General features: G+C 50.2%; 15 protein-coding genes, 2 tRNA genes and 1 pseudogene. 5 read left to right on the forward strand and 13 right to left on the reverse strand.

Annotated features, from left to right (window positions below):
* Positions 1–1,091: 1,091 nt before the first annotated feature.
* The 3 genes from CDH47_RS17530 to CDH47_RS12285 form a co-directional block, all read right to left on the reverse strand.
* Positions 1,092–1,268 (reverse strand): hypothetical protein, encoded by a 177-nt coding sequence (locus CDH47_RS17530; protein ID WP_161494490.1) that lies wholly within the window; start codon positions 1,266–1,268, stop codon positions 1,092–1,094.
* A gap of 174 nt (positions 1,269–1,442) precedes the next feature.
* On the reverse strand, positions 1,443–1,727 hold the full coding sequence (locus CDH47_RS17850) for a hypothetical protein (RefSeq protein WP_100640203.1): 285 nt from the start codon (positions 1,725–1,727) through the stop codon (positions 1,443–1,445).
* A 53-nt stretch (positions 1,728–1,780) separates the two neighbouring features.
* Entirely contained in the window at positions 1,781–2,125 is a 345-nt protein-coding gene (locus CDH47_RS12285; RefSeq protein WP_100640204.1) for a hypothetical protein, read from the reverse strand.
* Positions 2,126–2,485: 360 nt separating this feature from the next.
* Here CDH47_RS12285 and CDH47_RS12290 point away from each other — a divergent pair.
* Positions 2,486–2,835: pseudogene (locus CDH47_RS12290) on the forward strand (transposase); the annotation flags it as partial.
* Between the two features lie 166 nt (positions 2,836–3,001).
* Here the strand turns inward: CDH47_RS12290 and CDH47_RS12295 are convergent.
* From CDH47_RS12295 to CDH47_RS12315, 5 genes are all read right to left on the reverse strand, one after another.
* Positions 3,002–3,979, reverse strand: coding sequence for a hypothetical protein (locus tag CDH47_RS12295; protein WP_100640206.1), 978 nt, complete (start codon positions 3,977–3,979; stop codon positions 3,002–3,004).
* Between the two features lie 80 nt (positions 3,980–4,059).
* Positions 4,060–7,401, reverse strand: coding sequence for a DEAD/DEAH box helicase family protein (locus CDH47_RS12300; protein ID WP_100640207.1), 3,342 nt, complete (start codon positions 7,399–7,401; stop codon positions 4,060–4,062).
* A 10-nt stretch (positions 7,402–7,411) separates the two neighbouring features.
* Positions 7,412–10,804, reverse strand: a complete 3,393-nt coding sequence (locus CDH47_RS12305; protein WP_100640208.1) for a site-specific DNA-methyltransferase — start codon at positions 10,802–10,804, stop codon at positions 7,412–7,414.
* A gap of 99 nt (positions 10,805–10,903) precedes the next feature.
* On the reverse strand, positions 10,904–13,777 hold the full coding sequence (locus CDH47_RS12310) for an SNF2-related protein (RefSeq protein WP_100640209.1): 2,874 nt from the start codon (positions 13,775–13,777) through the stop codon (positions 10,904–10,906).
* Between the two features lie 85 nt (positions 13,778–13,862).
* Positions 13,863–16,196, reverse strand: coding sequence for an AAA family ATPase (locus CDH47_RS12315; RefSeq protein ID WP_100640210.1), 2,334 nt, complete (start codon positions 16,194–16,196; stop codon positions 13,863–13,865).
* Between the two features lie 178 nt (positions 16,197–16,374).
* Here CDH47_RS12315 and CDH47_RS12320 point away from each other — a divergent pair, with 178 nt between their 5' ends.
* Complete coding sequence (locus tag CDH47_RS12320; protein ID WP_100640211.1) at positions 16,375–17,817, forward strand: RWP-RK domain-containing protein; 1,443 nt, start codon at positions 16,375–16,377, stop codon at positions 17,815–17,817.
* Here the strand turns inward: CDH47_RS12320 and CDH47_RS12325 are convergent.
* Positions 17,814–18,191, reverse strand: a complete 378-nt coding sequence (locus tag CDH47_RS12325; protein ID WP_100640212.1) for a hypothetical protein — start codon at positions 18,189–18,191, stop codon at positions 17,814–17,816. The genes CDH47_RS12320 and CDH47_RS12325 overlap by 4 nt on opposite strands.
* 294 nt (positions 18,192–18,485) lie before the next feature.
* Between CDH47_RS12325 and CDH47_RS12330 the strand changes: the two genes are divergently transcribed.
* The 3 genes from CDH47_RS12330 to CDH47_RS12340 all read left to right on the forward strand — a co-directional run bounded on the left by CDH47_RS12330 (position 18,486) and on the right by CDH47_RS12340 (position 20,769).
* Positions 18,486–18,746 carry a hypothetical protein gene (locus CDH47_RS12330; protein ID WP_100640213.1) on the forward strand — a complete coding sequence of 87 codons (261 nt, stop codon included), beginning with the start codon at positions 18,486–18,488 and terminating at the stop codon, positions 18,744–18,746.
* A gap of 607 nt (positions 18,747–19,353) precedes the next feature.
* Positions 19,354–20,016, forward strand: coding sequence for a site-specific integrase (locus CDH47_RS12335; protein WP_239985761.1), 663 nt, complete (start codon positions 19,354–19,356; stop codon positions 20,014–20,016).
* A gap of 189 nt (positions 20,017–20,205) precedes the next feature.
* A complete protein-coding gene (locus tag CDH47_RS12340; RefSeq protein ID WP_100640214.1) occupies positions 20,206–20,769 on the forward strand; it encodes a hypothetical protein in 564 nt (187 codons plus the stop codon).
* A gap of 197 nt (positions 20,770–20,966) precedes the next feature.
* On the opposite strand, the gene CDH47_RS12345 is transcribed toward CDH47_RS12340, so the two are convergent.
* The 4 genes from CDH47_RS12345 to CDH47_RS12360 form a co-directional block, all read right to left on the reverse strand.
* Positions 20,967–21,040: transfer RNA gene (locus tag CDH47_RS12345), tRNA-Cys, on the reverse strand.
* 63 nt (positions 21,041–21,103) lie between these two features.
* Positions 21,104–21,179: transfer RNA gene (locus CDH47_RS12350), tRNA-Gly, on the reverse strand.
* Positions 21,180–21,290: 111 nt separating this feature from the next.
* Complete coding sequence (locus CDH47_RS12355; protein WP_100640215.1) at positions 21,291–23,939, reverse strand: AAA family ATPase; 2,649 nt, start codon at positions 23,937–23,939, stop codon at positions 21,291–21,293.
* Positions 23,936–25,069, reverse strand: a complete 1,134-nt coding sequence (locus CDH47_RS12360) for a metallophosphoesterase family protein (protein ID WP_100640216.1) — start codon at positions 25,067–25,069, stop codon at positions 23,936–23,938. The genes CDH47_RS12355 and CDH47_RS12360 overlap by 4 nt, the downstream gene beginning before the upstream one ends.
* Between the last annotated feature and the right edge of the window lie 5 nt (positions 25,070–25,074).

Raw genomic sequence — 25,074 nt, forward strand, 5'->3', positions numbered from 1 at the left:
CACATCTTTATGCTGGGAGGAGAAAGCTATCGACTGAAGCAGAAAACCACAAACTAGACTATGAAAGGTGGGTCAATTTTATTGGCCAAAGGTGGGTCAAAATAAATGGCCATTGACAGTAAGTCGCTCGCGGTACCGTCCCTGTCGTAATAGGACATTGGGTGGCACAGCCCCGGCGTAGGCATTGAGCCCCGCGCTCCAGATGGCGCGGCTCGAGCAATAGAAAGGGTGGTTAAAACTGAGAAAATTTGGCCTGAAGCCACGTTTTCGTCCAGTTTCGTCCACCGAAGTTGGCGGCTAATACCGCGCGTAGCGCGGCCTAGCATTACATCGTTCTAACCTGTCTCTGTGTGAAATGATTTTTTTAAAAAAAACAGCAGAACGAGTGACGATACCCCAGTGGTGGCCTTATAAATCAGCCAGAACTATTCCACGTACGGCCAAGTCGAGTCTAAAAATCAACGTCGAGGTTGGTTTGCAACAGCATTGCGACAAAACGCATGCATGCGGCAAAAAAACTGAACGGAAACTCTCCGGAGGGATCATCAAATCCCTACTGAGAGATTGAAACCGGGAGGTCCGGTACAGCGGTCTGAAGTGACTCAATGGTGTGAGTCTTTGCGGTACTGCCGATTGGCAGGCGGCTTACCATCTAGTTCGATGGCATGGCCGCAGCTGTTCGAGGCCCAGCTAGCTCTATTCCGCTATGCGTCGCGGACAGACGTCTGACATGATTCTGAGATAACTGAAGCAGCTTCGCAAGTCCTGAAAATGGCGGGTTGCCACTGCTTTTTCGAGCTCAACCAAATAAGGCTAGGCTAGGTACGCCAATGAACCTGTGGGTTCACTGGCGGTATCCTGCTCATCAACTGCGCTCATCATGAGTAATGCTGTGAACCTACAGGTTCACTCACGGTACACTGATCAATTCATCCGAATGACCTACTTTTTGCACCAGTGAACCCACAGGTACACCAGCGGTTCACACGAAATAGGTCCTTTACTTAATATCGCTCAAGGCTTCGTCAGACAGGGGCTACAATCGGCACCAGAGGGAGGGTATTTCGGCATCATGCCAATGCTATTTTCCGCTACGCGGTTTGAAGCAGTTTCTGCAATCGCTCAATTTCCTCTTGTAGTTCCTGCTTGGTCAGAGACCGGGTGTCTTGCGCATAATCGCCTGCATCAAGATCAAACCAATCATCATTAGCAATCAGAGCCTTGGCAACTTTCCTCTGCCCAGGTCTTTTTTCCCTGTTTCGCTCCATGATCTTTGCTCTGAACGTCTCTTTGCTACCAGGCTCTCCGTGATTGATGAAAACAGTTGTCCCCCCCCCTGCCTGCCCTTATAGCCACCAAGTTCGAAAATATTGTCCAAATGTTTTTGCTGATCACCATGCCCCGAATAATGAGACAATAAATCGACAACTTCCGCACCTTGCTCAGAGCCTTCCAAGAGAGCCCGCCCAGATAATTGTATTTCTCGGATCATCCCGGAGCATTTGCAAGTACTCAGACGACGGGCCTTGATCACACATTCCGGAACTCGCCAAGATCACATCAGATTTCTCAAAATGTTGCCCGAACGATTCCTCTGCCTTCCCTTTTTTTGGACCGACCGAGGCGATCGTAATCGAGCCATACGATACTGTGCGACCATGGTTAAGTGAGGCCCCTAACGCTGTGTAATCGGCTAGCGCTACCCGCAACCTACAACAGCCTCCCATTTATGTCACAATTCTGGTGACGGAAATCGCACGTACACTTCTCTACGCTCTAGTTAGTTGTCCATACCGTATGGGTTTCCAGCAACATCAATCGCTTGGTCGACCATCGGCAAGCCATTTGCTGGGTTAATCTCCAGGCCGAAATTGTCATTATCCAATGAGCTATTTGAGTTGCTCATCGACGAATCGTCTAATAATGGACTGGAAGGATTGGTCAGCAACCACTCTTCATCTTCATCGAGTTCCATGTCGGAGTTGGTCGGCAACAACTCTACCGCTGTTTGAACACTGCACCAGTCCTTGGACAGTATACCTACAACAGCCCCGACAAAAGCGGCTAAAGGACTGATCATGAGACCGATCCCAGCTCCCAAAATCATATAAATTAACCGATCCATTTTCCCGCCTTTTGTTCATGATTTGCTATCAAAACTACACCCGCCGCTTTAGTCTGCAAGGTGCTCTACCGTTGATCACTTCAAATGCTCAAAGCTATTAGTCTCGCTACGCTTATGCGGCTCACCCGAAGCACGGGATCATGAACCTACCCTCAGCCAAACCGGTACAAAATTGATAGTCGTACCTACCTAATGGTGACGGAAAAACGTGGCCGCTGTGTCAGTCAGATGAGCATCGAGCCCCTATCTTGCCAATGAATCAGATACATCAAAATAACTTGTCTACCGGTGTAATTCCCCCGAAAAACAGCGGCGATCAAAAGTAGAATTTTTCGTAAGCTACCCCCAGGGAGATTCTGCATGAAGAAGTCACGTTTTCCAGACAACCAGATTATGGCAATTTTGAAACAAGCCGAGAGCGGTATACCGGTGCCGGAACTCTGTCGAGAGCACGGAATGAACATTGACAATTTTTATAAGTGGCAAGCCATATTTGAAGGCATGGATACCTCCATGATCAAACGCATGAAAGAGCTAGAAGATCAAAACCGGCGACTGAAGAAGGTGTGCGCCTAAAAACGGCTCAAGCCTGAGTTGCGCAAAAAAGCCCTTGAGGGAATGTGGTAAAGCCATCTCTTAGCTGTGAGATGGCGCAAAAAACCGTTGCTATAGCGTTAACTTGCCGGCGACTCGCCATATTCACCCTCTCACACTGGGCGAATTTAGCCTGACAAAATCTATTATGAATCGCTATTATTTTTCTTTTTCCCGTACATATCGGAATCTTTTTTTACAGACTCTTCAAATTCAGACCGTCGTAATTGCTTCGCTGCTTCGCTGGATGAGCAATCAACACTGAACTTAATCACAACTTTTTTAGGCTGCTGATCGTTCTTCTGACTCACGTGCTCTCTCCCTAAGAATTAGGAGGCTATGCTCCAATGTGATACGCACCGAGAAATGCTCAATAACCCACGCATAAAGCTCTGAATGTTTCTCCACAAGGCATAGAGACCTATTGCCGGCAATTGTAATCACGTACTCAATTTTATTAGTTGCAGGATGGATGACTGGGTAACATAGTTGAGCTCCTTCCTCCCCATTTTGGACATTACCTCTCATAAAGCGACGCTCACCCTTTGTCTTTTTCGCTAACTCTTTACCGATGTTCTCCACAACTACTATTGAGCGAGCTTTAATACAACGTGACACTGTGCTCGTCGGGGCCTTAAGGTCTGCTGCAGGTGTACGAGGAGGCGAGGATGCTGGATCGAAGGAGTACCAATCTACGGGTTTATCATTTTCAATTTTGATAAGCCCTACCCTAAATGCTGTATTTTTCGAGCCCATGAACTCGAATACGCTTCTGATCCCCGCGATAAGCAGCGGTATTTGCTGATCTGGCCGGGTAATCTGCAGAAATGTTTTCCTGCCGCACACATCAGCTGCCTTCATTCTCAATTTCGCTTCAGAATTAAACCTTTTGGTTTTATCACCGACCACAATATCAATAGCCTTCAGTAAAGCGAAAAGATCTCCGGTTTCTAGCTGCCGTGCAGGTTTGGCGTATGACCGGATAGCAGCATAAGCCGCTTTCATGAGTACTACATAGACATAGGTTCCGACAATGATTATTAAGGCTGAGCTGTTAAGAAAGTTGCCGACTGATTCACCAGCAAACTCGACCACGTCTGCGTGTAGCCCCTGTCTAACGGCCAGCGTCGTCACCAGTATGGGCGGAAAGAGAAACAGGATCGGTCGAGCGATATGCTTCACGAACCAAGATTCGCAAACCCTGACGGTACGTCTACATAAGCTTTTACCCCAGGACTCTTTAATGCGAGGTTCGTGCATGCTTTTCCCTTGTAGTTAATTGAAGTCACTGTCCGTGAAAGACGCACTGGCTATAACTTTCACCCAACTCGTCGTCCCAATCAAGTAACCGCCTTGACCAGCTTCTTAACATACTCAACATCTTCCTCACGAAATAGTATATTCCAGCTTTCCATGAGTTCCCGAGTGACTGCATGGCCCGTCGTATCCTTCCACTGACTCACCAACTGAGACGAATGCGTCTCCGAGATTAGGAACGCATGCAGCTCGATTCCGGCATTTTCCGGACGCTGCTTGCGAAGGTCTGCCTCAATGTCCTTGATTGTCTCATGGAAGCGAACTTTGGGATCGTCCGGTTTATGATGGCGCAGGCCTTTCGGGTCGACGAAAACTACTTTCTGGGATTGGCCCTTCACTAGCCAAAGGATGAAGTCCGGGTAGAAGCCACCATCAACGAAAACACCCACGGCTCCCTGACCGGTCTGGTTGCGCAGAAGGTAAACCTCGTAGCCTTCAAAAGCCCCAGTCTTAGTTGCCGCCTGGATGTCGCGAACGAAATCCGCCTCGCCTTTGTTGAGGGATACCGGAGTCACCTGAAAATCCAGCCCCTGGGTGGATGCCAGCAGCGGCTGATAGAAGTGCCGCTCGCACCAGATAAACTCCAGTCCTTCTTTAACCGCGCCATTCCAGGTATCCACATCACCCTTGTCGATACTCTCCCTCAAGTTCGAGAGTTGTTTAATCAGGGACTGATGGCGAACCCGGTCAAGAGTGACCATGTAGCTGCCTTCTGGTGTGGCTTCACTCACACCCGGGAGGTACTTCCGATTTTCGGTGATCGGTCTGTACTCCAGCTTGTCCGCTTCCCACTGTTTCCGGCGGAATCCGTAGAACAGCTCACAGTACTTTCTGAGCAAGGATATCGCCATATCATGCCATAGTGTCATCTTCTCCAACCGGCCCAGCTCCATCGCTTCATCCGGGGCATAGAGCCGGTACCAGTCGTACCGATTATCAGTCAGGAGTTTTTCAACGACATCCGGGGTGATGGTCAGGTTTGACCAACGCTTGTCCCTCTTGAACGCCAGCAACTCAAAATAAAGGCGCTGCATATCCAACAGGGCAATGTGAGTCGGCTTTAGGCGCTGAATCTTGGCCCCGGTGTTCTGAACGCCCTTCTTGTCGGTTGCGAACAGTCCAACCTGGGGATAGAAGTCCAAGTTGACCCTTGGTGGACTGCAAAAGTAGTCAATCTCAGTAAGCTGCAAATCCCGTGGCGCCTTCAGTACCACCTGTTCGGCAAGTTCCTGAAACGCCGTACCGGAGCCGCCGATAGCCTTATTGGCGATGCTTTCCTTAACCCGAACAACATGAAGGTCCTTGCGCAGATCTTTCATCGGCTTGAGCGGTAGCACGAATTCTTCAAGGCCCTCATTAACCGGGATCTCTTCGTCTTCCAGCTCCTTCCGGAACTGAGCAATGTAATCGGCCTTCACCCCAAAGATGTTCAGGGTCTCCAAAACACCAATGTGGTCTGGCCGCTCGATGCCGGCTTCTTTCAATCCAGTGGCAAGTTCCGCCGAACGCTTCAGTGTCGTTTTCCAGCCTTTCAACCGAACGCCACGGCCGAACAGCTGGATGATCTGGGCACCCTCATTTTTACCGACGTTCATCAACGTCATATTGGAAACGCGCCAACTACTCCAACCCTCAGTGAACTTCTTCGAGCCCAACAGCAGGTTGACGGGTGAATTGTCGGTGTTGATGCCTTGGAAAAGGCTTTCGCTAAAGCGAGAATCCTGAGTGAATAGGTCGTGCTTCTCACAGAGTTTGACCAGCTTTGCATCATCCCCCACGTTGATAACCCCGAAGGGGGTGTCTGACGTGCCTGCTCGAAGCGCGATTTCACCAGGAATACCGGTAATATTTTCAATGTGGAGGCGACCACCACTGCTATTGAATACCCTGTCCAGCAGGTCGTGGTAAAGCGCATCCCCACTCTCACCCAGCTCTTTTAGGTAATTGAACCGACCATGCAGCAGATCGGTTCCGCCCTTGGCAACCATGCCACGTTTCAGCAGGTAATCAATTGCAGCAATCGTCTCTTCCTGCTTGTGCAACACCAGGTCGATAAACGCTAGCACCTGAACGGTGTCTGAAGCCTCACCGCTGGACAGCGTTGCCGTTACCTTAGAGCTTACAAACACCCATAGCGGCTTCTCCAGGTTGAAGGGCTTGAAGCTGACCTTTTGCTCTTCAAACAACCGCAGTTGCTGGTAGTAACTCAGTAACGAAGCAACCAGATATCGAAATTCATCCTGGGCATTGGGATTTGCTTGCAGGTTCAGGATCTGAGATTGCTTACCGTAGCCATCCCCGTAGAAATGCCGGTACGAGTAGTCGAACAGAATGGCCTTGGTATAGGTCTGGCGCAGGTTCTCATGTTTGGAGCCTGACTGGGCAAACGTAGCGGAGTACTCGAAGGAGAATCCCAGCGAACACAATTTTTGCCGGTAGTCGTACCAGCTGCCACCACCACTGGCCGTCCCCCGGTGGCCTTCGTCCACCAACAGCAGGTTGCGAGAGCCGAAGGAGTCGACCGCAACCGTTTTCTTCTTCTCGCTATCACGAAGCTTGTTGATGTCGATGACAATCACATCTTGGGCGAACAGGTCGCCACCACGGGCAGAGAACTCACTGGCCCTGATTCCGGACTTGTCCAGGTCACGCAGGTGTTGCTGGGTAAGCCCCTCGTTGGGGGTCAGCAGAATAATCTTGTTGATATCCCCGGCTTTTCCATACTGCTGCAGGTAGAAGCGATACTGCAGGATGTTAGCGTGCATGATCAGGGTTTTACCGGAACCGGTCGCGCTCCAGTAGGCCACCATGTTGAGCTGCGGCCACAGATCATCTTCCGGGTTCAGCAAGTCCAGCGGTTTGTGATTAAACCCCTGCTCCACAACCCAGTGATCGTTCCAACGCTCAATCTGTTGGTTGAGCGACTCCAGCAACTCATCCGGTTTAGTGAACAAATAGTCCAGGTAAATCTCGGTGAAAAGCAGCATCAAGTACTGGAAGTACTTCCATTCAATCGGCTCCTCCACGGAGGCCAGGCGCGCGTTATTGATGGTATCTGTGAACTGCTTAATCCGGCGGTCGTACTCCAGTAGTTGCTCATCGCTCAGCTTCGCGTTTTCGTTGAGGTTTTCCCGCATTCTCTGAATGATCAGATGCTCCCCCTCGGCATTACGGCCGCTGGTTTCGCCAATCAGCTGAAAACGGTCGCGAAACGCCTCGAGTGTCGGCGCCTCCCGATTTCCCAGATCAAACTGGCCACTGAGAGAGTCGAACCCGAACAGGGAAAACAACCACTGATTGAGCACCAAGTGGTGGCGAAATGGCAGAGCCTGTTTGCTGCCCTTAGCGGATTTTCGTGCTGCCATGGTATTCCCCTTAATGAACCGCTTCAGTGTCGGCGAACATCAGCCGATGGAAAGCTTCCTCAATCAGCTGGATACGCGCCTGCTCCATAGGCTCACCTTTGCGGGACCGGGGAATACTGATGTTGTGGTCACCGTTCACGTACAACACATCGATTTCGTCGTCTTGGCTCTCGGTCAGGCGAATAGAGAGCTTCTCGATCAGTACTGCATCCAGCACGGCATTGTCCTTCTGGATACCATCGGCCTCGCCATCAATGACCGAGGGAAGGTTTCTCCATACCACCAGCACCTGCTGCCCTGCCCGGTTCGTGCCGTAGACGGTTCGGAACCACCACTTGCCGGTTTCACTGCGCTTAACCTTGGCCTGCCAGCGGCCGTAGTCGCCTTGGTTCAGCTCAGCCTCGAAGTGAATTGGCGCAGCAATATGCTCTACTTTCAAGCCCAGTAGATAGTTGAAGGTTTCCAACAAATCGACATTTATAGACCGAGTTTGATCACTATTAGAAGCGCAAACTTTAAGCTCGTAATGATTTGGCTCCCGGAATTTCCTAACATTAAGCAGAGAGTTAGATTCCCGTGATTCGACTTCAAGCATGTAATTCAAAAAATACGCTTCTCGGGCAGCTTGCGCCTGAGGCGGTGACAGCTCGCCAAAGATCTTTTGTTGATTTGGCGACTTGGTTTGAGACAAGTTGTTGAGAGAATCTTCGTAGCTTTCAAGTCGAAGATATTTGAAGAACTGTGACATGGATTCGAATGTGCCATCTTCCGAAAGTTGGGGCAATCCAGCTTTCCAGCGGGCAGAATACGAAACCTTTTTCAACCTAGGAATAATAACCGTATCGAAATGCTCTCCCATCTCGATCAAAAGATATTTACGATTTCCGCCATCGATCCTATTTTTATCAATGACTGCATGGCCAGTGGTTCCTGAGCCGGCAAAGAAGTCAAGGACTTTAGCATCCTTTTTGCTTCCACCAGAAATATGAACAGTGTCCTTAACCGCATGAATTGATTTTGGGTAGGAAAAGGCCATCTTTCCGAATAAATCCTTAATCAACGCTGAACCATGCTCAGTTGCCGAATACTTAGCGTCAAACCAAGAAGATACCGATACTACGCCGTCATCATTTGGACGCCTCTTGTAATATACATAGTCTTTTCCTGATCGATCCTTTCGAATACCAATTAGATCTGGTGATGAAGCGACTTTCGAATTCTCCCATCTCCACGTTTTTTCATCCCCCTGGTCGTTAATCGGCCAAACAACTGAATCAGTGGGCTTTGGATCTTCAGTAACAACCCATGACTTATCCTGATCTTCCCAGTACATTTCTGGTACATAAGCCTTTTCATTTCTTATATAGATTGGATAATAAAGTGCTCTCCTTGCGTTTCGATCAGAGTTCGAGCCTTCCCTTCTCAAATTTCTCCATTCGAAGATTCCGGATTCATCCTTCTCGCTGAATCTTGACAGCTGAGCATCGGTCGGGGGAAGCCTACTTATATTAGACTCATCAGTCCTTCCTACAAAAAGGTTGTACTCATGCGAAACAGAGTAGCCGGTCTTGGTCGGTCGGCCTGAGGGGTTAGACCGGATAGAGAACACCCCCAGGAGCTCCGATCTGAAGACTGACTCTAATAGAAACGCGAGCTCCTTTTGTTGTTCATCATCTATAGCTGACGCCAAAACACCATCACGACACATCAAATCCCTTGCCAATTGAAGCCGGTCATTCATCAACGACATCCAGCTTGAGGATTTATAGCCGTTTTTATACATTATGGCACTCGCATCAGTGTTATATGGCGGGTCTATATAAATACACTCAACTTCTGATTCATATCTCTCCTTCAAAAAACAAAGGCCTTGAAAGTTTTCTGCATTAACCACAACGCCATCACACTTCTCATCAATTCCATCAATAGAACAAATTAAACTCTGTTTAAATAAATGGTCAAATTTTGCAGTATCGATCATAAGGTGCCGGTATTTCGGGTTATCAAGAACACCCGAATGGCCTTCTTTTTCTAAACACTCCCGAAGGTCCGTCAAATCTATTTTATAGAGATCTTCCCACTCTTTTAATTGATCACAATTATTAAAGATCTCTGCTAGAAGTTCGTCATGATCAGCAAGTATATCTAGCGTCAAACAGTAATTAGTTTCGGTTACGAACTTCTTTTTCAACCACAGTTTCTTCTGGAAGTTCTCCAACTGCGCAAGGAAAGCGATGATCTTCTCTCCAAGCAAACGAATCACTTCAATTTTGCTGAGCAGTGGGGCGAGTCTTGCCGTGTCATTTTTTAAAGAGGCAATATCCTCCCAATCGAGGAGTTCATTCTTGATGTAAAAATCCAGCTCCCTGGTCAAAAAGCCGGCAAGATCTTTGTGAATAAAATAGTCAAACGTATTCTTCTTAGTGTAGTTATTCAGTTGCCCAGCCAGTATTGAATAATCAGCCAAGTTGCCATCGGCTTTACGGTAGGGCTTTGCCAGCGCACTCTTCCAGGGCTCGGGCAAATCAGAGGCTGCCCCCAGCAGCCTTTGTTCAGCAATTGCTCTAAGCGCATCTTGTGTCGGTGGCTTCTTCTGGGCCGCAGCCGTCACCTTCTTTTTCTCGGCTTCCGTCCAGTCACTTTCCGTCGCCGACCGGAACATGAATCGACATTGCAGGTCGGTGTAATGCTCGCCGTGCTCGGTTTCTTCGCCTTCTATCAACTCAAACGGGTCCTCCACGTCCAGCACGAAGACCCGGCGACTTTCAGCGGATTCCTTGTTGTTGTCTTTGGCACCAGCTTCAGCATCCACTAGCTTAAAATGAACGCGCATGGGATCTTCGCCGGGACCGGCATCCGGGTTAAGGCGGAAGCTGTAATCCCGCAGGGTTTCACTGCTTTTGATGTAGTACTGGTCTTTGTTGGCCCAGTGCAGTACTACCTCTTCACCCTGGTAGGGAATGGCGTAGGTTCCATCTTTGTATACCCGGCGTGACAGGAAGTCACCCTCGTTGTAGTAACGGTTAAAGAAGGTGACCAATGCGTCGTAGACTTCCCCCTCTTCCCGCGCGAGGTCGAATCCACACTGCAGTTTTTGCTTGAGCTCTTGCACTTTGGGAATCGCGTCTGGGTCCATACCCAAGCCTTTCGCGTTCTTGATGTGCTCTTCCAGTTCGGCTTCCAGCTGAGCCTGATCTTGGCTGGCGTATTGGCTGAATGCTTCCTGAGTGATTCTCGGCAGGTCCTGCTCAATAAAGCGGTTAATGTCATCTTTACGGGCGTGCATGATGCGATAGAGCCCAAAATCCAGTTCCGGCTGATTCAGCTGGAACATTTCGCGCAGAAGGTCGGCAAATTTCTGTCGACGTTGTTGGGCTTTTAACTGCTGTGTCGCGTTACTCATAGTGTACCCTGTTTAAAAAATCGAACTTGGCAGGTCTGAAATGCGGAGGATTCTCCCACAAATACCTGAGAGATTGTTAATCGAACTGGCAACGAAAAATCAGGCCAGGCGCCATCGAATTCGAAACAGGTGATGGGTGCTACTGCCCTGATGCATCTGGCGCTCCAGCGCATCAATTAAGGCATCTCGGCGGGCTTCTATCTCATCTTCCACATCGAATATTTCCTGTCGCTGCCGGCGCTGCAACTTGCTTAGACGCCTAATCTCTTCTTGAGCATGCTTTTGATCTTGAACACTCTCTGCCAGCCGTGACTGACGCTTGGCTTCCTTGATCTGCGTTTTCGTGTCCTCAAGCTTTTGCTCTGCACTCAACAACTGATCGTCTGCCCAGGCTTCCAGCTTGGTCCGCTCTCGCTGGAAGTATTCGTTGTTCTCGTCGAGCAATCGGCTGAGCCGGGCATCCAGTTGCCTGGTGACGGTTTCACTTATCTGTCGCCCAGATTGCTGATCGGGGCCGCCAGCGTCATTGCCCAGCACCTCGCCCTGCAGCCGAAAAATGAGCTCGCACTGCTCTTCATCCAGCAGCTGTCCGTCATCCGTGACTGCGGTAAAAACCAGGTGTTCCTCGCGCTGAAAGCTTTGCAGCTCAAGCAAATTCAGTTCAAGCCAGCCGGATTTTTCCGGCAGATTCTGGAGTGCGGAAAGTTTCACCTCGTGACCAGTCAGATTGAAAACCATTTCAGTTACCGGTGTTTCCAACCTACGGCCAGTGTCCAAAACGTACTCACCGAGGGGGTGGCTTAACCGGTACAGGTGGGCGTGCTCTGACGGTTTCTCGCCCTTTCGAATCAGCTCATATGCACCGGTGGGCACCTTGGTTAACGGACTTTCGTTCAACTCAAATGCCAGGCGCTTCTCATCGAAGGTGGCGAAGGGGGCGAGTTGATGCCTGGTGAGCTGCCAGAATAGGCGACTTACCCGGTCGAGCTGCTGCTCTGCTCTCTCGCGCTGGATCTTCAGCAAGTCGTGGATTTGGGCATCGAAATGCTCCAGAAGCTTTTCCTGAGTCTCTTGCATTCGCCGGTTGATGCTTTCTTCCAGCTCCTTTTGAAGATCATTGAAGGCCTGTTCGATTTCGGCCTGAGACCGGCAAGTGTCGTAAATGGCCGCTATGCGCTTCTCGAAGTCGACACCGGACTCGATTCGGCCCAGCACTTCGTCTGACGCGCCAAACAGGCCATCGAACAAGTGAAACTTCTCACTGAGCAGTTCAAGAACCCGCCGATCGGCCTCATTCTTCTGGTTGAGAAAGTTGATGACGACGACATCAAATTTCTGACCATAGCGGTGGCAGCGCCCGATCCTCTGCTCGACCCGCTGGGGATTCCAGGGCAGATCATAATTAACCACCAGGCTGCAGAACTGAAGGTTAACGCCCTCTGCTGCAGCCTCGGTGGCAATGAGTACTTCTGCATCGTCCCTGAAGTGATCGATAATCGCTGTGCGCCGGTCAACTGCAGGGCTACCGGTAATCTGATCAGAACCTTCATTACGCGTGAGCCATCGCTTGTAAATCGCCTGCGTAGTGCTGGAATTATTGGTACCACTAAATGTGGCGACCTTGCCGAGATAGCCGTGGCGTTCCAGGTACTTGAGCAGGTAATCCTGAGTTCGGCGGCTTTCGGTGAAGATAACAGCCTTACGCTCCGCCCCCATCTCCGTCATGTGGCTGAAACCCTGTTCCAGCGCATTTAGTAGCGCCTCAGATTTGGCGTCTTCGGTGATCCTGTGCGCAAGGTCCAGATACTGTTGTAATTCAGCAATTTCTCCACGGAGGCGGTCCAGCTGTATGGGCTCATCCAGTTGTTCAACTTGGTAATCACCCTCCCCGTCAGCTGCTTCGTCAAGGAAGTCATCTTCGACATCCTCGCTACCGATTAGTTTTTCCAGCCAGTTGTCTTCATCCTCTTGAGTTTGCTCCAGCCTTTTCAACCGATCGATCATCGTCTCAAGCGTATTGATAATGGCACTTGTAGAGGATGCCAGCAGTTTTCTAACCACCAGAGTGACCAGGTGCCGCTGTTGATGGGGGACACCGTAACTATTTTCACGCTGCAGGTAGGCTGACACTAAGTTATAAAGCCGCAGTTCATCTTCAGAAGGGGCGAAGGGAATAGTGATGGCGCGTCGCTGCGTGTAGCGGATGTACTCCAGAACCTGTTTACGCAAGGTTCGCTTCGTGAACTCCTGAAGTCGATCTTTCAGGCCTTCTAGGTCTTCTCCACCGCGAAGGTACTGGCGACGGAAGCTTAGTGCGTCACCAAACAATTGACTGTCGATGACTGTTGACAGGCCGTACAGTTCCATAAGGGAATTTTGTAGAGGCGTCGCCGTCAGTAACAGCTTGTTGCAAGAGCCGAAAGCTTCTTTAATAGCCTGGCCAGTACGGTGACTTTCCCGGTGGGCGTTACGAAGTTTGTGGGCTTCGTCGAACACAACCAAGTCCCAAGGTGTAAGCCGTAGCTTCTCCGACATCCTCGCAGCAAAATTGTAAGAAATGACGTTAACACCGGGCTGGTCGAACGGATCTGCCACACCCTGCTTACGCAACTCCTTATAGGTTCGGGAATCCAGAACCTGCGAGGGCAGATGAAATTTCTCTGCCAGCTCGTTTGCCCACTGCTTACGCAAAGCCGCAGGGCAAACAACAATCAATCTTCGTCTACGTTCTGCCCAGTACTGTGCCAGCACCAGAGCAGCCTCAATGGTCTTACCCAGGCCGACCTCGTCCGCCAGGATCACACCTTTTACCAAGGGGTTCTGCAAAGCAAAGAGCGCTGCATCAATCTGGTGGGGGTTCAGGTCTACTGAGGCATCGAACAGCGATTGGGTCAGACGACCAACGTCACCACCACGGCGCTGCCTGGTGAGTTCGTAGGCAAAATACTTGGCGTGGTAGTCCGTTATCGGCATTGGTTACTTCCTTATTTACGACAAGAATACTCAAACTGTAGCCTGCTAACGGCAGGAATCAATAGAACCGATTGCTTACCCAGCATCACTGTTGCTGTATGCTCGCCACCAAACCTTTGTAGTGTCCTTCATCCAGAGCGTGCATAAGCCCCAATAGGTCAGAGAACACCTGAGGAGCTTCGCTGAGCGTTGAGAGGTCGTGCTCCGGATCAGCAACACGATCATGATGGGAATGAACATGTAAAAAACGCAACAGGCGAGTTTTCTTTGCCGGATCAAACTCAACCTTAGACATCAACAAACCAAGAGTGGGCTTTCCACCTGGAAATTTGAAGCTCAAGAAAGTTTCCAATAGCCGCCGACCCACATTCGGAAGCACGTAATACTGGTCGAGAGGCGCAGCCTCTGTATCTTGAGCGACGGACCAGATCTGCTTAAAGAGATAATGGTACTCGGATTCGTAATTGGCGAGTAAAGGGTCAAGCGGAACCAGCGACGAGGACCGGTTTCCTTCGGCCCATTTTGGTTCGAGAAGATACATGTGAGCATTCAGCGCATTTTTCTTCCTTCCGCGGTTCATATGGTCGAACCAATTTCGAACTAACCGGAAGAGCTGAAAGTTATGTGTGAGAATGAACAGTTGCGCAGCTTCTGATGTTTTCGTTTTCATGAAACTGAAAGCGCTATACAGTGAGTTTGCATCCAAACTCGATATTGGATCATCTATCACGATGATCGCTTCTGTAAGATTCAAGCTCTCATCCTCGAGCGTTTTCAGAAAATACATGAAAGCTATAGCAGTTTTCTCGCCCTCGCTCAGATGATAAGCCGGTTCTCCATGGCGAAATAGACGATACCCAGAGTCAGACGCCTCGAATGTCAGTTCTCGCCGCCCAAGGTATGCCGCCACCTCTTCGTTTAATTCCTCTGCAGCTTTTACATGATGACGCATCTCCTCTTCGAGCTGCTTCATTCGGGCTTTTTTCCTATCGCGCTCGCTCCTTTTGTCCTCAAGGCTGACATCCAGCTGACGCAATTCGTCCTTGTATTGTTGGTACTCATCGAGCGCTGAAAGAACCATGTCGTCTGCCAGGCGATTCATCGCGTCTCGGACTTCTTGCTCAAATGATGAACTGTGCCGATTGTGCTCGTCGATTAAATTGTTGATCCGGTCGATGACCTCGAGCCCAAACTGTGCTGCGATATTCTGAGAGGCATCCAAAGCTATACTTGCGGTTTTGAGTAACCAGTTAGAATCTTTTGCCGCTGTCGAGAATGCGAATAGATAATCCCGAAGCTCCATTCGCTTAAAGGGATTTTCACGCTTTGTCTTGAGCGCCGATACCAGTGTGTTAAGGAAATTAACAACACTCAGTTTGCTGGATTTCCACCGTCCCGCGCTTTTTTCGAAGTCAGCTTGAAGGTGTTGATAAAGTAAACCAGCAGCCGGAAGCTCGAAGTCATTAATTGAACTAATCGAAGACTTGATACTCTGAATTTGGTTGTCCAGCTCATCCTGAAATCGATTCAGCTCATCGTTGAAATGAGCTTCCAGATCGTCCAAGCGACTTTCTGGAAGGCTCTGGTTGCAGAATAGGCAGTGGTCTGTTTGAAAATGGTGTTGATGTAGATTTAAGCCGGTTTGAACCCACTGTCCTAGCTTGGGGTTGTCGCGAAGCTCCTCGATAACTGATGCCGTTACAGACCTTTCCAGCAAAAGCTCGACCCTTTGAGCCAATTCCATGAACTTAATCGAAGGCAGTTTCACGTTAGCAACCGTTTTCATGAGTTGCGCATGTGCAACTCCCAGAAGCTGCCCCCTTTCGGTCTCCTTCAAGCGGGTACCGCTAGAGGCCAACAGCTCTTCTACTCGGCTTTCAAAAGCTGGCCGATTGTAATTATTGAATCTACCACCTGGTCGCGTGAGGGCATTTTTTATGTTCGATGCGCCCTCACTGCAGAATTTGTCGAATCCTTTCTGCTTGGCGAATTTTTGAGACTCGAGCGACTTAAGATCTTCAAAGACAGTTTCGACTTTCGACCTTAAATCTGAGATCTCCTTCTGCTTTTCGATGGAGTCCTCACCAAGGTAGAAAACTGGAGCCAACTCCTGTTGCGCCGGATCTTCGAAGATGGAGTGCTCGATAAAATTCCGGTTGAACACCCGAACAGGCGGGATTGACACGGTTTGAGGCAACTTTCCGTCTACCGTTTTATCGCCAAACTCAAAGTGCAGTGACGATGCGCTAGACGGGCGCCGGTGCTCCAGATCCGAGAAAATGTTTGTCAAAGTCGTTTTGCCGCTTCCGTTCAAGCCGTAGATCAGATTGAAACGAGCAAAGTCGTCGAGGTTATCTGGCCAACTGAAGTCTTTAAAAATTCGGAACCCTTTGATGTCCTGGATTTTTGTTAAATGCATCCTGACCTTCCAGAATTAATACCGAAGCCAATAAAAGTTTGCCTTGAATACTGAATGATTCGCACAAGGAAACCAAGGTCGCAGCCGATCGGCGATATCCAACTGCAAACAGTTGATCACAACTAAAACATGAGAAAGTTGCCTAAAATCTCTGAAGAGCCGCAAGGGAATTAGTGCAATGCAGGAAAAACTCAATGATGGCAGGCTCAAGCAAGATCGAGAGGTGCTTTTGCATCTGGTTTGGTCGATGCCCATTGAGCAGGCAGCTGACAAGCTCGGGATTTCAGGGGCCGCGCTGAAGAAACTGTGCACCAAGCTTTCTGTTCCCAAGCCCCCTTCGGGCTATTGGGCGCGATTCAAGGGTAATCAGGAGCGACCTATCCCGCCAATGACTGCATACCTGGACATGCTCAGTGCTCAGCTTAACCAAAAACCTATTCAACCAGGGGTTCATTTATCGGAGCGGAAAAAAGAACTTTTCGAAAGGGCTGCTGAGATCGCTCTTAACCAGAACTCCGAATTGGGGCGATTCGAGTTCAAAGGAACAGTGCTTGTACAAATCGATCCCCCACTGGCGTCCGCCGTTTTAACAACGGCGATTAAGCGCTTCGAAGATTTACTACCAAACACGCCATTTGCTTCTGCAAGACAGGTTGCTGCCGGGCTTCTAGATGCTCTGTTGCCATTGGTCGCCAAGCATGTGTTGGTATTCCCGAAACCTGAAAAATACAGCCATCGGAACGAGAACGAATTCGTTGTGGTCCGTGTTTCCGAGGAGCTCCTGTTGCACCTCACAAACGCCAAGCGATTAGCTGATGAGCTGTACTTAGCATTCTCAGCAATCCCACTTAATAGCTCAGAATATTGCCAGAGCGTTCGGTATATCTTTTCATCGAAATCATATTGCATTGCCAAAGCGGATCTTTGCGTGTCGGGGACACACGCTTGGCTCAGAATTGAACAGCAATCACCCAACGATATCTATGAGACGGATCCGGTTCCAATTGACCACCTGGGGCCGCTATCTTTTTTTCCAGAACGTCAGCGCAATACTCACACCGACCCAGAGGTGCGAATATACCGAGAAGACTGGAGTCTACTACAGACTCTACTGGAGGCTGAGGATATGCATACACTCGCATCCTCTGTCGTGTACGACCTTCTGGATTCCGACTTACACCAGAAGCTGGCGCGTGCTATGAAGATTTGGTGGCCCAGCGAACAATTCCAGGCGCTGCAGCTACTGCAAGACGGGTTGCTCTCTGCCGAAGAAATAATCGAGCAATGGGAATCAGAACTTGAAGTTGCCAAACAGCGAGTTTGTGAAAAGATCCTTGGTGTTCGCCGCGGGGATATTTTGCAGGTTATGCAGCAAGGAAAACCCGGGCGTATCCAAGTCGAAAGACTGGATGTGTTCAAGTACGAACACAACGTGACCTTTATGGCTCATGGCAAGCTGTTCAGAAAAGACGGGATGGTCGGAAAACGAAACGAAACGCTGTATTTGTCGACACCAACGTCTATCGGTCACCAATTGACAGGATTCAAGGAATCACCTCCCACAGTTTCACAACAAGCGTCTATGGCCGCACCATACTGGAAATGGAGTTGGCGACGTTAATGGTGCGTTAGCTCTATGGGTACACTAATGACCCCAGTCACCAACCCCCAATCAGCAACTTCTGTAGCGTACTGCATTAGAAGATTTGGCTGGTAATGTGAGTGGGTCATTCGTCCGTTTTTATCGTTTCTGATATTGCCGATCAGACGCTCATTGAACATCTCTATCGCAAGCGAAGGAATGTAGCGGCTTTGATCCCCATAAAACTTATGGATGATCTGTTTTGCGTTCATCAATTGAGTATCGCCGAGTCCCCAAGCATCAGTCGGGTCTAACTGAGCGAGAGCCAGAGAAAACAACTCGAGAATGCGCTCAAAATCATCAGCTGATAGATAATTATAGCCAGCAAACGGCATTACGTGTTTCGTTGTCATAGAACGATGGCCCGAGTGATCAGAAGATGTCTCAGCGAATAATTACATGACTTATCTTATCTACAAGCCAACAAACACAGCTTTCAGTACTAACCCAGCCTCACATCTAAATTAGTCGCAAGACACTCCACATTCTGCCAACCCTGCAAAACGACGGCATTTTTATGCGGTCGTTGTGCGCTTGCTTCTGCTCAAAAACACTTACAGTTAGCTACATGCCTGATCGAGTTTGACTCCAATAGAGCCCAACTTAAGGGTCAGATGCTTACTTCTTAATGAGTTCTGGAGATAGCTATGCGTCCGGTATCAATTGAAGATTTTATCCAGGTTGTCTTTGAATACGACAGCGCGCCGCCTGCCCCTTCAACTGTTCGTCGACTCTGCTCAGCGAAAGACGAGTTCGGACTGGCAGTTATCCCGGGTGCCTTTAAGCTCGGGAAAGCCTGGAAGATCGACTTGGATGAGTATTTCCGGGAGATGGAGCGTCGGATGTCCGGATCCGGTGCTGAAGATGACAGCTTCATCCACGAATTGGCGAGTAAATTAGCTTCCTGATATGGCACCTAGATATCGTTCGAAAAAGCATTCGAGTCTGCAAAGATACCCTGGCCTCTATCTCAGTGAGGATGGCGTTTATTTCGTCCTCCACCCTATAACAAAAAAACGGGGTAGCCTGAGGACGAAAGACAGAAGCGTTGCGATTCGTCGTTGGTCAGTTCTCAACCAGTCATGGGAGGCCGAAGTCCATGAGTGGCAGGCCAATTCGCTAGCTGAAAAATTAAATAGCCTTTCGACTCCAACAGACAAGGGAGACCATATCCTTCTAAAGGACTACCTCGCGAATTGGCGAACAGAGGTCCTTGGTCATCAAGTACAAGGCGACCGCATAGTTTGGTCTGAGTGCCGAGTCCTTTCCTTAAGAGGACCGAACAAAGGTGCCCCAATCGCTAAGCCAACCAGAGTCGATTACGCGAGCGACGCCCGGCAGCTGGAGAAAAGTGACGATGCGCAGTTCCCGCTTTCCGACCCACAAATCCTCCGGAAAATTCGCAAACTGTTATCCCCATGGTTGCAGATGCCGACACATTACAACGGTCTCAAGAACACATTAAATCGGGTATTCCTCCATGCGGTCCAGGAAGGACTCATTGATCGTAATCCAATGATTGATATCCGTAAGGCTGCAGAAGAAAAACGCCAGGTTCTCATCCCGGATGAAGCCTACCGGAAGATAACTGGACACCTGTGCGTGCATCGCCATAACAAACGAGATATGGACGGCACTTGGCGCGCGAAGATTTGCGATCTCATTTATATGATGAGTCAACAGCCGATTGACGTTTTCAATTTGAAAGAAGCCCAAGGTGAACTCTATAGAAAACCCGTCGATCGCGGGGACTATTTCGCCTACGGAGTGATCCGCTTTGCTCGCCACAAAACCAAAATCGGTATCGAACTCGAGATGAACGAGGATCTCGCAGATCTGTGGATGTGGTTCGTGGAGTTCAAGCGGAAGGAGGCCATCATCAGTGAGTATCTACTGGTGTATCCACGATATTTCGACATGCGCTCCAGAGCACAGCAGGTCAAGCATAGAACGATACAGGCTGCATGGAGAGACGCGTGCAAAAAAGCTGGGTATGGAGGTATGTACCATCTCAGAGACCTTCGCAAGAAAGGCCTGACAGAAGAGTTCCTAACCCAAGGAGAAAACGACAAAGGCGGCCATGACACGGAGGCCATGCGAAATCACTACCGATTAATAAAGCCACCTAAACGAGCCAGAACCACTATTAAATTCGATCGAGAACAGAATACGAAATAACTGCAGATGTTGAATAGAGACCATCAAGACCATTTGGAAACTTATAGGAGACTTACACATAGGAACATAGTACGCATATTGATTATGAAGCTTCTGAAAACCCGGCTGTTCGCATACGTAACTTGGCCTTTAGGCCAAGCCGGGCAGTAAGAAGATTATCCGTCAATGAAATATTTCTAAGGTAAACTTATGAATTTAAACAACGGCTTACAGATCTTTCGTGAACATAAAACATATATCTACGTTGCCCCGAAGGAACAGAGCATCGCAGTATCTATGCACCTTAATGATCATCATTCTGGGAAATTCTCTGAACCTTTTCTCATAAAAGACCAAGATTATTCTTCTGTCATCTATTACAGCAATGGCGAAGAGAAGGTAAATTTGAAAATTGGGAAGTATTTGCAAACACACGAATTAGAAATCATTAAAAAGAAAAGCCGAGATTTACTCGCCGACACAGCTCTCACAGGATCTGAACTGGCGAAAGAAATTGATAATCTTGTATTGAGTGTGGGATTCGAGTTCGATAAACCTAGCCAGCCCCATGAGCTGATTCCGGACAATCCTGTAGATGGAGATCCGGAGTTTTTGCTCTATGCAACGAATGATGATCTCGCTCGCTTCGCTTTTTTAGCGTCCAGTATGTGCATTCCGTATATGCACCCCAGGGATGCATACCTACACCTTCAACTACTGCGAAAAAACGCATTGAAGAATGCTAAAAAAATCAGTACTAGCGATTTAGCTTAGCTCATAATTCTCAATGTCAGAAATCCACCTCGAGGCCTCGAACAACAAAAGCGAGGCCTTTTGCTATCCGCTTTAAATGACTTTTGCCAGGCTATCCATGAAAGCGGATTATATTTTGGGTGTATTTTGGATGTTTTTTGGGTGAGAACCTGAACTAAAATCACAGGCGTTAACTAACTGATTTGAAACGATAAAAATGGAGGCGCGGGTCGGAATCGAACCGGCGTACGCGGAGTTGCAGTCCGCTGCATGACCACTCTGCCACCGCGCCTAAAAAGATCGAAGGAATCAAATCTTTGTGCTCTCAGGTTGGCATTGAGAGACTTGAGGAAATTGGAGCGGGAAACGAGATTCGAACTCGCGACCCCAACCTTGGCAAGGTTGTGCTCTACCAACTGAGCTATTCCCGCTCTTAGCTATTGAAGCAATGCCTCAACAACGGATGCGTATTCTACGGATTACGGCTCACTCGTCAAGACTTTTTTTAAGTTTTTGTTTTATTTGATGTTTGCGAGCATTTTTTAACCAGAAACACCCTGTATTTTCAGTGCTTCAAGGTCCCGTGGTTCTACGCCTAAATCCCGCCACTTTTCGGGGTGACAGGTAAACAACAATATCTGGTGCCGGGTGGCTGCGTCAAACAGGATACGTTTCATGCCATCCAGTCGCCCTGAGTCACTGTGTACCAGAGTGTCATCCAGTATGATCAGCGTGGGCCGCCCTGCTTCCTGCAACAAGTCCGCATAGGCCAGGCGGCTGATGAGGCCCATTTGCTCTCGGGCTCCAAAACTCAGCTCTGCCATCTGGCCCAGCTCGCTGCCCCGGCTGAATTTCCCGGGCATGAGGTTTTCGTCTACTTCCAGGCTGGCTTCCGGGAACAGCACTGTGAGGTAATGATCCAGGTGTTTCTGTAACGGGGCCTGTAACCGGCGTGTTAGCGCCTGGCGCTTTTCAATCAGCAGATTCAACAACAAATCCAGCGCCTTTGCCCGCCTGTCCAGCTCAAGGTAGCGGCGATTAACGTGCTCCAGCTCCACCGCTAACTCGTTATGTTTCTCTTCCAGTCCTTCGGCACCCCAAGCCTCCAACCTTGCGCGGATCTCTCCCAGTTCCAGGGTGCGGTTTTGCTGGGCTTTCTCCTGATGCTCGGCGGTTGCCCGGTAACGCTCTATGTCCTGCTTCAAAAGCTCAGGACGAGCCTCACGAATCAGGGATTCTCGCTCTTTGAGGGAAACTTCGAGCTCTGCCTTCTGCTTATCAGCAGCCGCAATATCGCGAGCCGAATCTTCAATCTGCTTTTTGCGTTCAGGGCTATTCAGCTCATCTGTCATTTGCTGCCATTCCCGTAACGCCGTTTCGCTAACGTAGCGGGCTTTGTGCAGTAAACCCTCGTGGTTTCTTTGCTTCGCCTCAGCCTCTGCAAGCTGGTTTTCTGCCTGTTTTTGCTCTGCTTCAACCTGGCTTAGGGGCTTGGCGTCTGTTTCTGTGGTTGTGGCCTCAGGCAGGGCATCAAGCTCAACGCGTCGGGCTCGCAGTTCGGTTTCCACTTCCACTCGGGCTGCTTCAAGCCGATCGACGCCTTGGGGCGCCAGAGATTTGAGAATGTCTTCATGGCGCTGTATTTGAGCCTCGGCCTCCTGTAATCGTGCCCACTTCAGCTCCGCCGCCTCAACGGATTCAACCGCCAGATCTGTTAGCTGCTGTGCTACAGAGCGCGACAACCGCTCCAGTTGCCTGCGAAGGCTGGCAAGATCCTCACCGCCGGGTTGAATGCCTAGCTCGCCGATACCGGCAACCGCTAGAACTCCCGGCTCGAGCAACAGCTTGTCGCCCTGCCCCTCAATCCTTTGCCCATCCAGTTCGAGATGTGTACCGGGGTTCAGGGTCCAGGTAAGGCGGGTGGCAACGGTCTGGACTCGGATATTCGTGTCATCCAGTTCACGTTGATTCTTCTTTAGTTGCCGTAAGTCCTCTACAGCAATAAGGTTTTGCTTTCTGGAAGCCTCGGCCGTCGCCAGAGAAGCCTGCACACCTCTGGCCTGCTCCTGGCTCTGCTGAAGCTGTGTCAGTTCCGCCCCCAGCCGTGTGCAGTCTTTCTTCAGGCGCTCCCGTTTATCTCTCAAGTGAGCCTGTTGCACCGCCTGAGCAGCAAGCTGGTACTGGCTTCTGGCAGCATCAACCTGCCTCGCCAATTCAGGGCTTGCCAGCTCTTCCTGCTCAAGCTGTCGTTTCGCGTTCAAGTAATTTTGATGGCGAACCTCAAGCTGCTCGGTCTGGTTGCGCCAATGCAGCTGGTTTTGTTTGAGCAAGGCGAGGGTTTGTTGAATCTGTTTAAGTGATTCCACTCCCCGAGATTGTTGCTCCTGCAAAGCCTCAACTTCGCGGTATTTTTTTTCCGCGAGTTGCATTCCCCGCCGGGCCTCTTCCCAGGGCCGTTCCCGGTTTGCCTGTTCATGCTCATCGGTCAGGGTACCCAGCCGATCGACTTGGGCTTGGTATTGCTCAACCCGGGCTTGCAAATCCGATACCTGTTGCTGCAATTCGTCACGGGTGTTTGCCAGCTCCAGATAGTCACCTCTGGGCCTGCCGGTTGATGTCAGCAGTTCCTTGCGCTGCTGCTCCACCGCTTGAATAACCTCGTCGCCGCCGCTGCTGGCCACTTCCCCCACCAGGTTGTTCAATGCGGATTTCAGGTGTCCGCCAGCGTGTAATACGGCGTTTTCAATGTTTTGCCCGGTACCCTGCTCAACCCACAACAATCCCGGAATGCCCCAATGCTCTTCTTTGCTGGCGCCTTTTTTGGGGAACTGGTAGCCCAGTAACTCGGCCAGTTTTTCTTCGGCCTCTTCGCCACTGAAGGTTTCGTCACCCACCTTCAGATCACAGCGATGGCGTTTCAGGAAGCGCTTATCCAGTTGCCAGCGCTGACCTTTATACTCAAATTCCAGCTCAATCGTCGGCGCAGCGGAAGAATCGCCCCAGGGGGCCAGATCTTCAGCGGATTTTGATCGGTAACGTTCAAAGAAGGCGGCTCGAATGGCGCGGACCAGGGTGCTCTTGCCGGATTCGTTGGGGCCGTGGATCAGGTTGATGCCCGGCTGCAAACTATCCAGCTCAAGGCCTTGCCTGAACTGGCGAAACTGCTCAACCCGTAAACGCTGGAGTTTCATTGCGCCACCTCCGCGTCTTTGGGCTTGAGCAGGCGTGCCAGGATGCCGAGGGCCTCCCTCGCAACAGGTGCATCCTCACCGGTTTCAGTTGCCTGCTGTATCTCCCTGAGCTCTTGCACCACTTCCCCCAGGTAACCATCCGCCTGCAGCTCGGCAATATCTTCCTCTGTGGGCTCCAGCTGAAGGCCGCTTCGATCGCAGGTCACGCTGCGATAACGAGCTTCTGCAATCGAGAGTGCTTCTGTGAGTTTTTGGTCGCCTGCCAGTGTAAGGGTGCCGTTAAGCTTCAAATCCAGTACCGAAGCCTCTGGCAATTGGCCTATGCGGGCCAGCAACTCATCCAGATCGGAAGGCACAGACAAGGTTTCCCGCCACTGGTGCCATTGATAACGGGCGGTTTCATGGCGGCTGACCTGCGGTGTTGCTCCCGGTTCTTCTATCTCAACAATCAACACGTAACCGGCATCGTTGTTGCGAAAGCGCTCGGGTTCCGGCGTACCGCTGTACCAGGTGCGTTCGTTTATCTGCTTGGCGCCGTGCCAGTCACCCAAGGCCAGGTAATCCAGATTCGCTGTGGCAGCCCTGTCGGGGGCAATAGGGTTGGTGGAATCAATGTCATCTGCCAGCAAGCCCTGCACGCTGCCGTGGGCCAGGCCGATTCGAAGCATGTCGGGGGCTGTATCCAGGCTGGAAAAAGGTTGAGTCAGGTCGCCATAGGTATGGCGCTGGGTAAGGGGCGCAGACAGCACGGCGATGCCCTGCTCTGGCAAAGGTATCACACCCGGCTCAAGCGCAAGGTGAACGTTCTGTGGAACGGCTCCCAGTCGCTGTGCGCGGGTCCACACACTTTCGGAAAGTGCCGCATCGTGGTTGCCGGGCAACATTACCCAGGGGCCCGCGAAGCCACTGGTGGCGTTAAATACGCGCCTGATGGTGCGATCAGATACCGCTTGGGCATCAAACACATCCCCTGCCACCAGCACGGCATCACACTGGTGCTCCGTAGCCAGCGCCGCCAGGCGCTCGATGGCTTTATACCGCGCTTCAACCAATGCCGCGCCATCTTCAGCGCTGAACCGGCTATAGGTTCTCCCCATTTGCCAGTCTGCTGTGTGTAAAAACTTTGGCACCTGCC

The sequence above is a fragment of the Marinobacter salexigens genome, assembly GCF_002806945.1.
GTDB classification, from domain to species: Bacteria; Pseudomonadota; Gammaproteobacteria; order Pseudomonadales; family Oleiphilaceae; genus Marinobacter; species Marinobacter salexigens.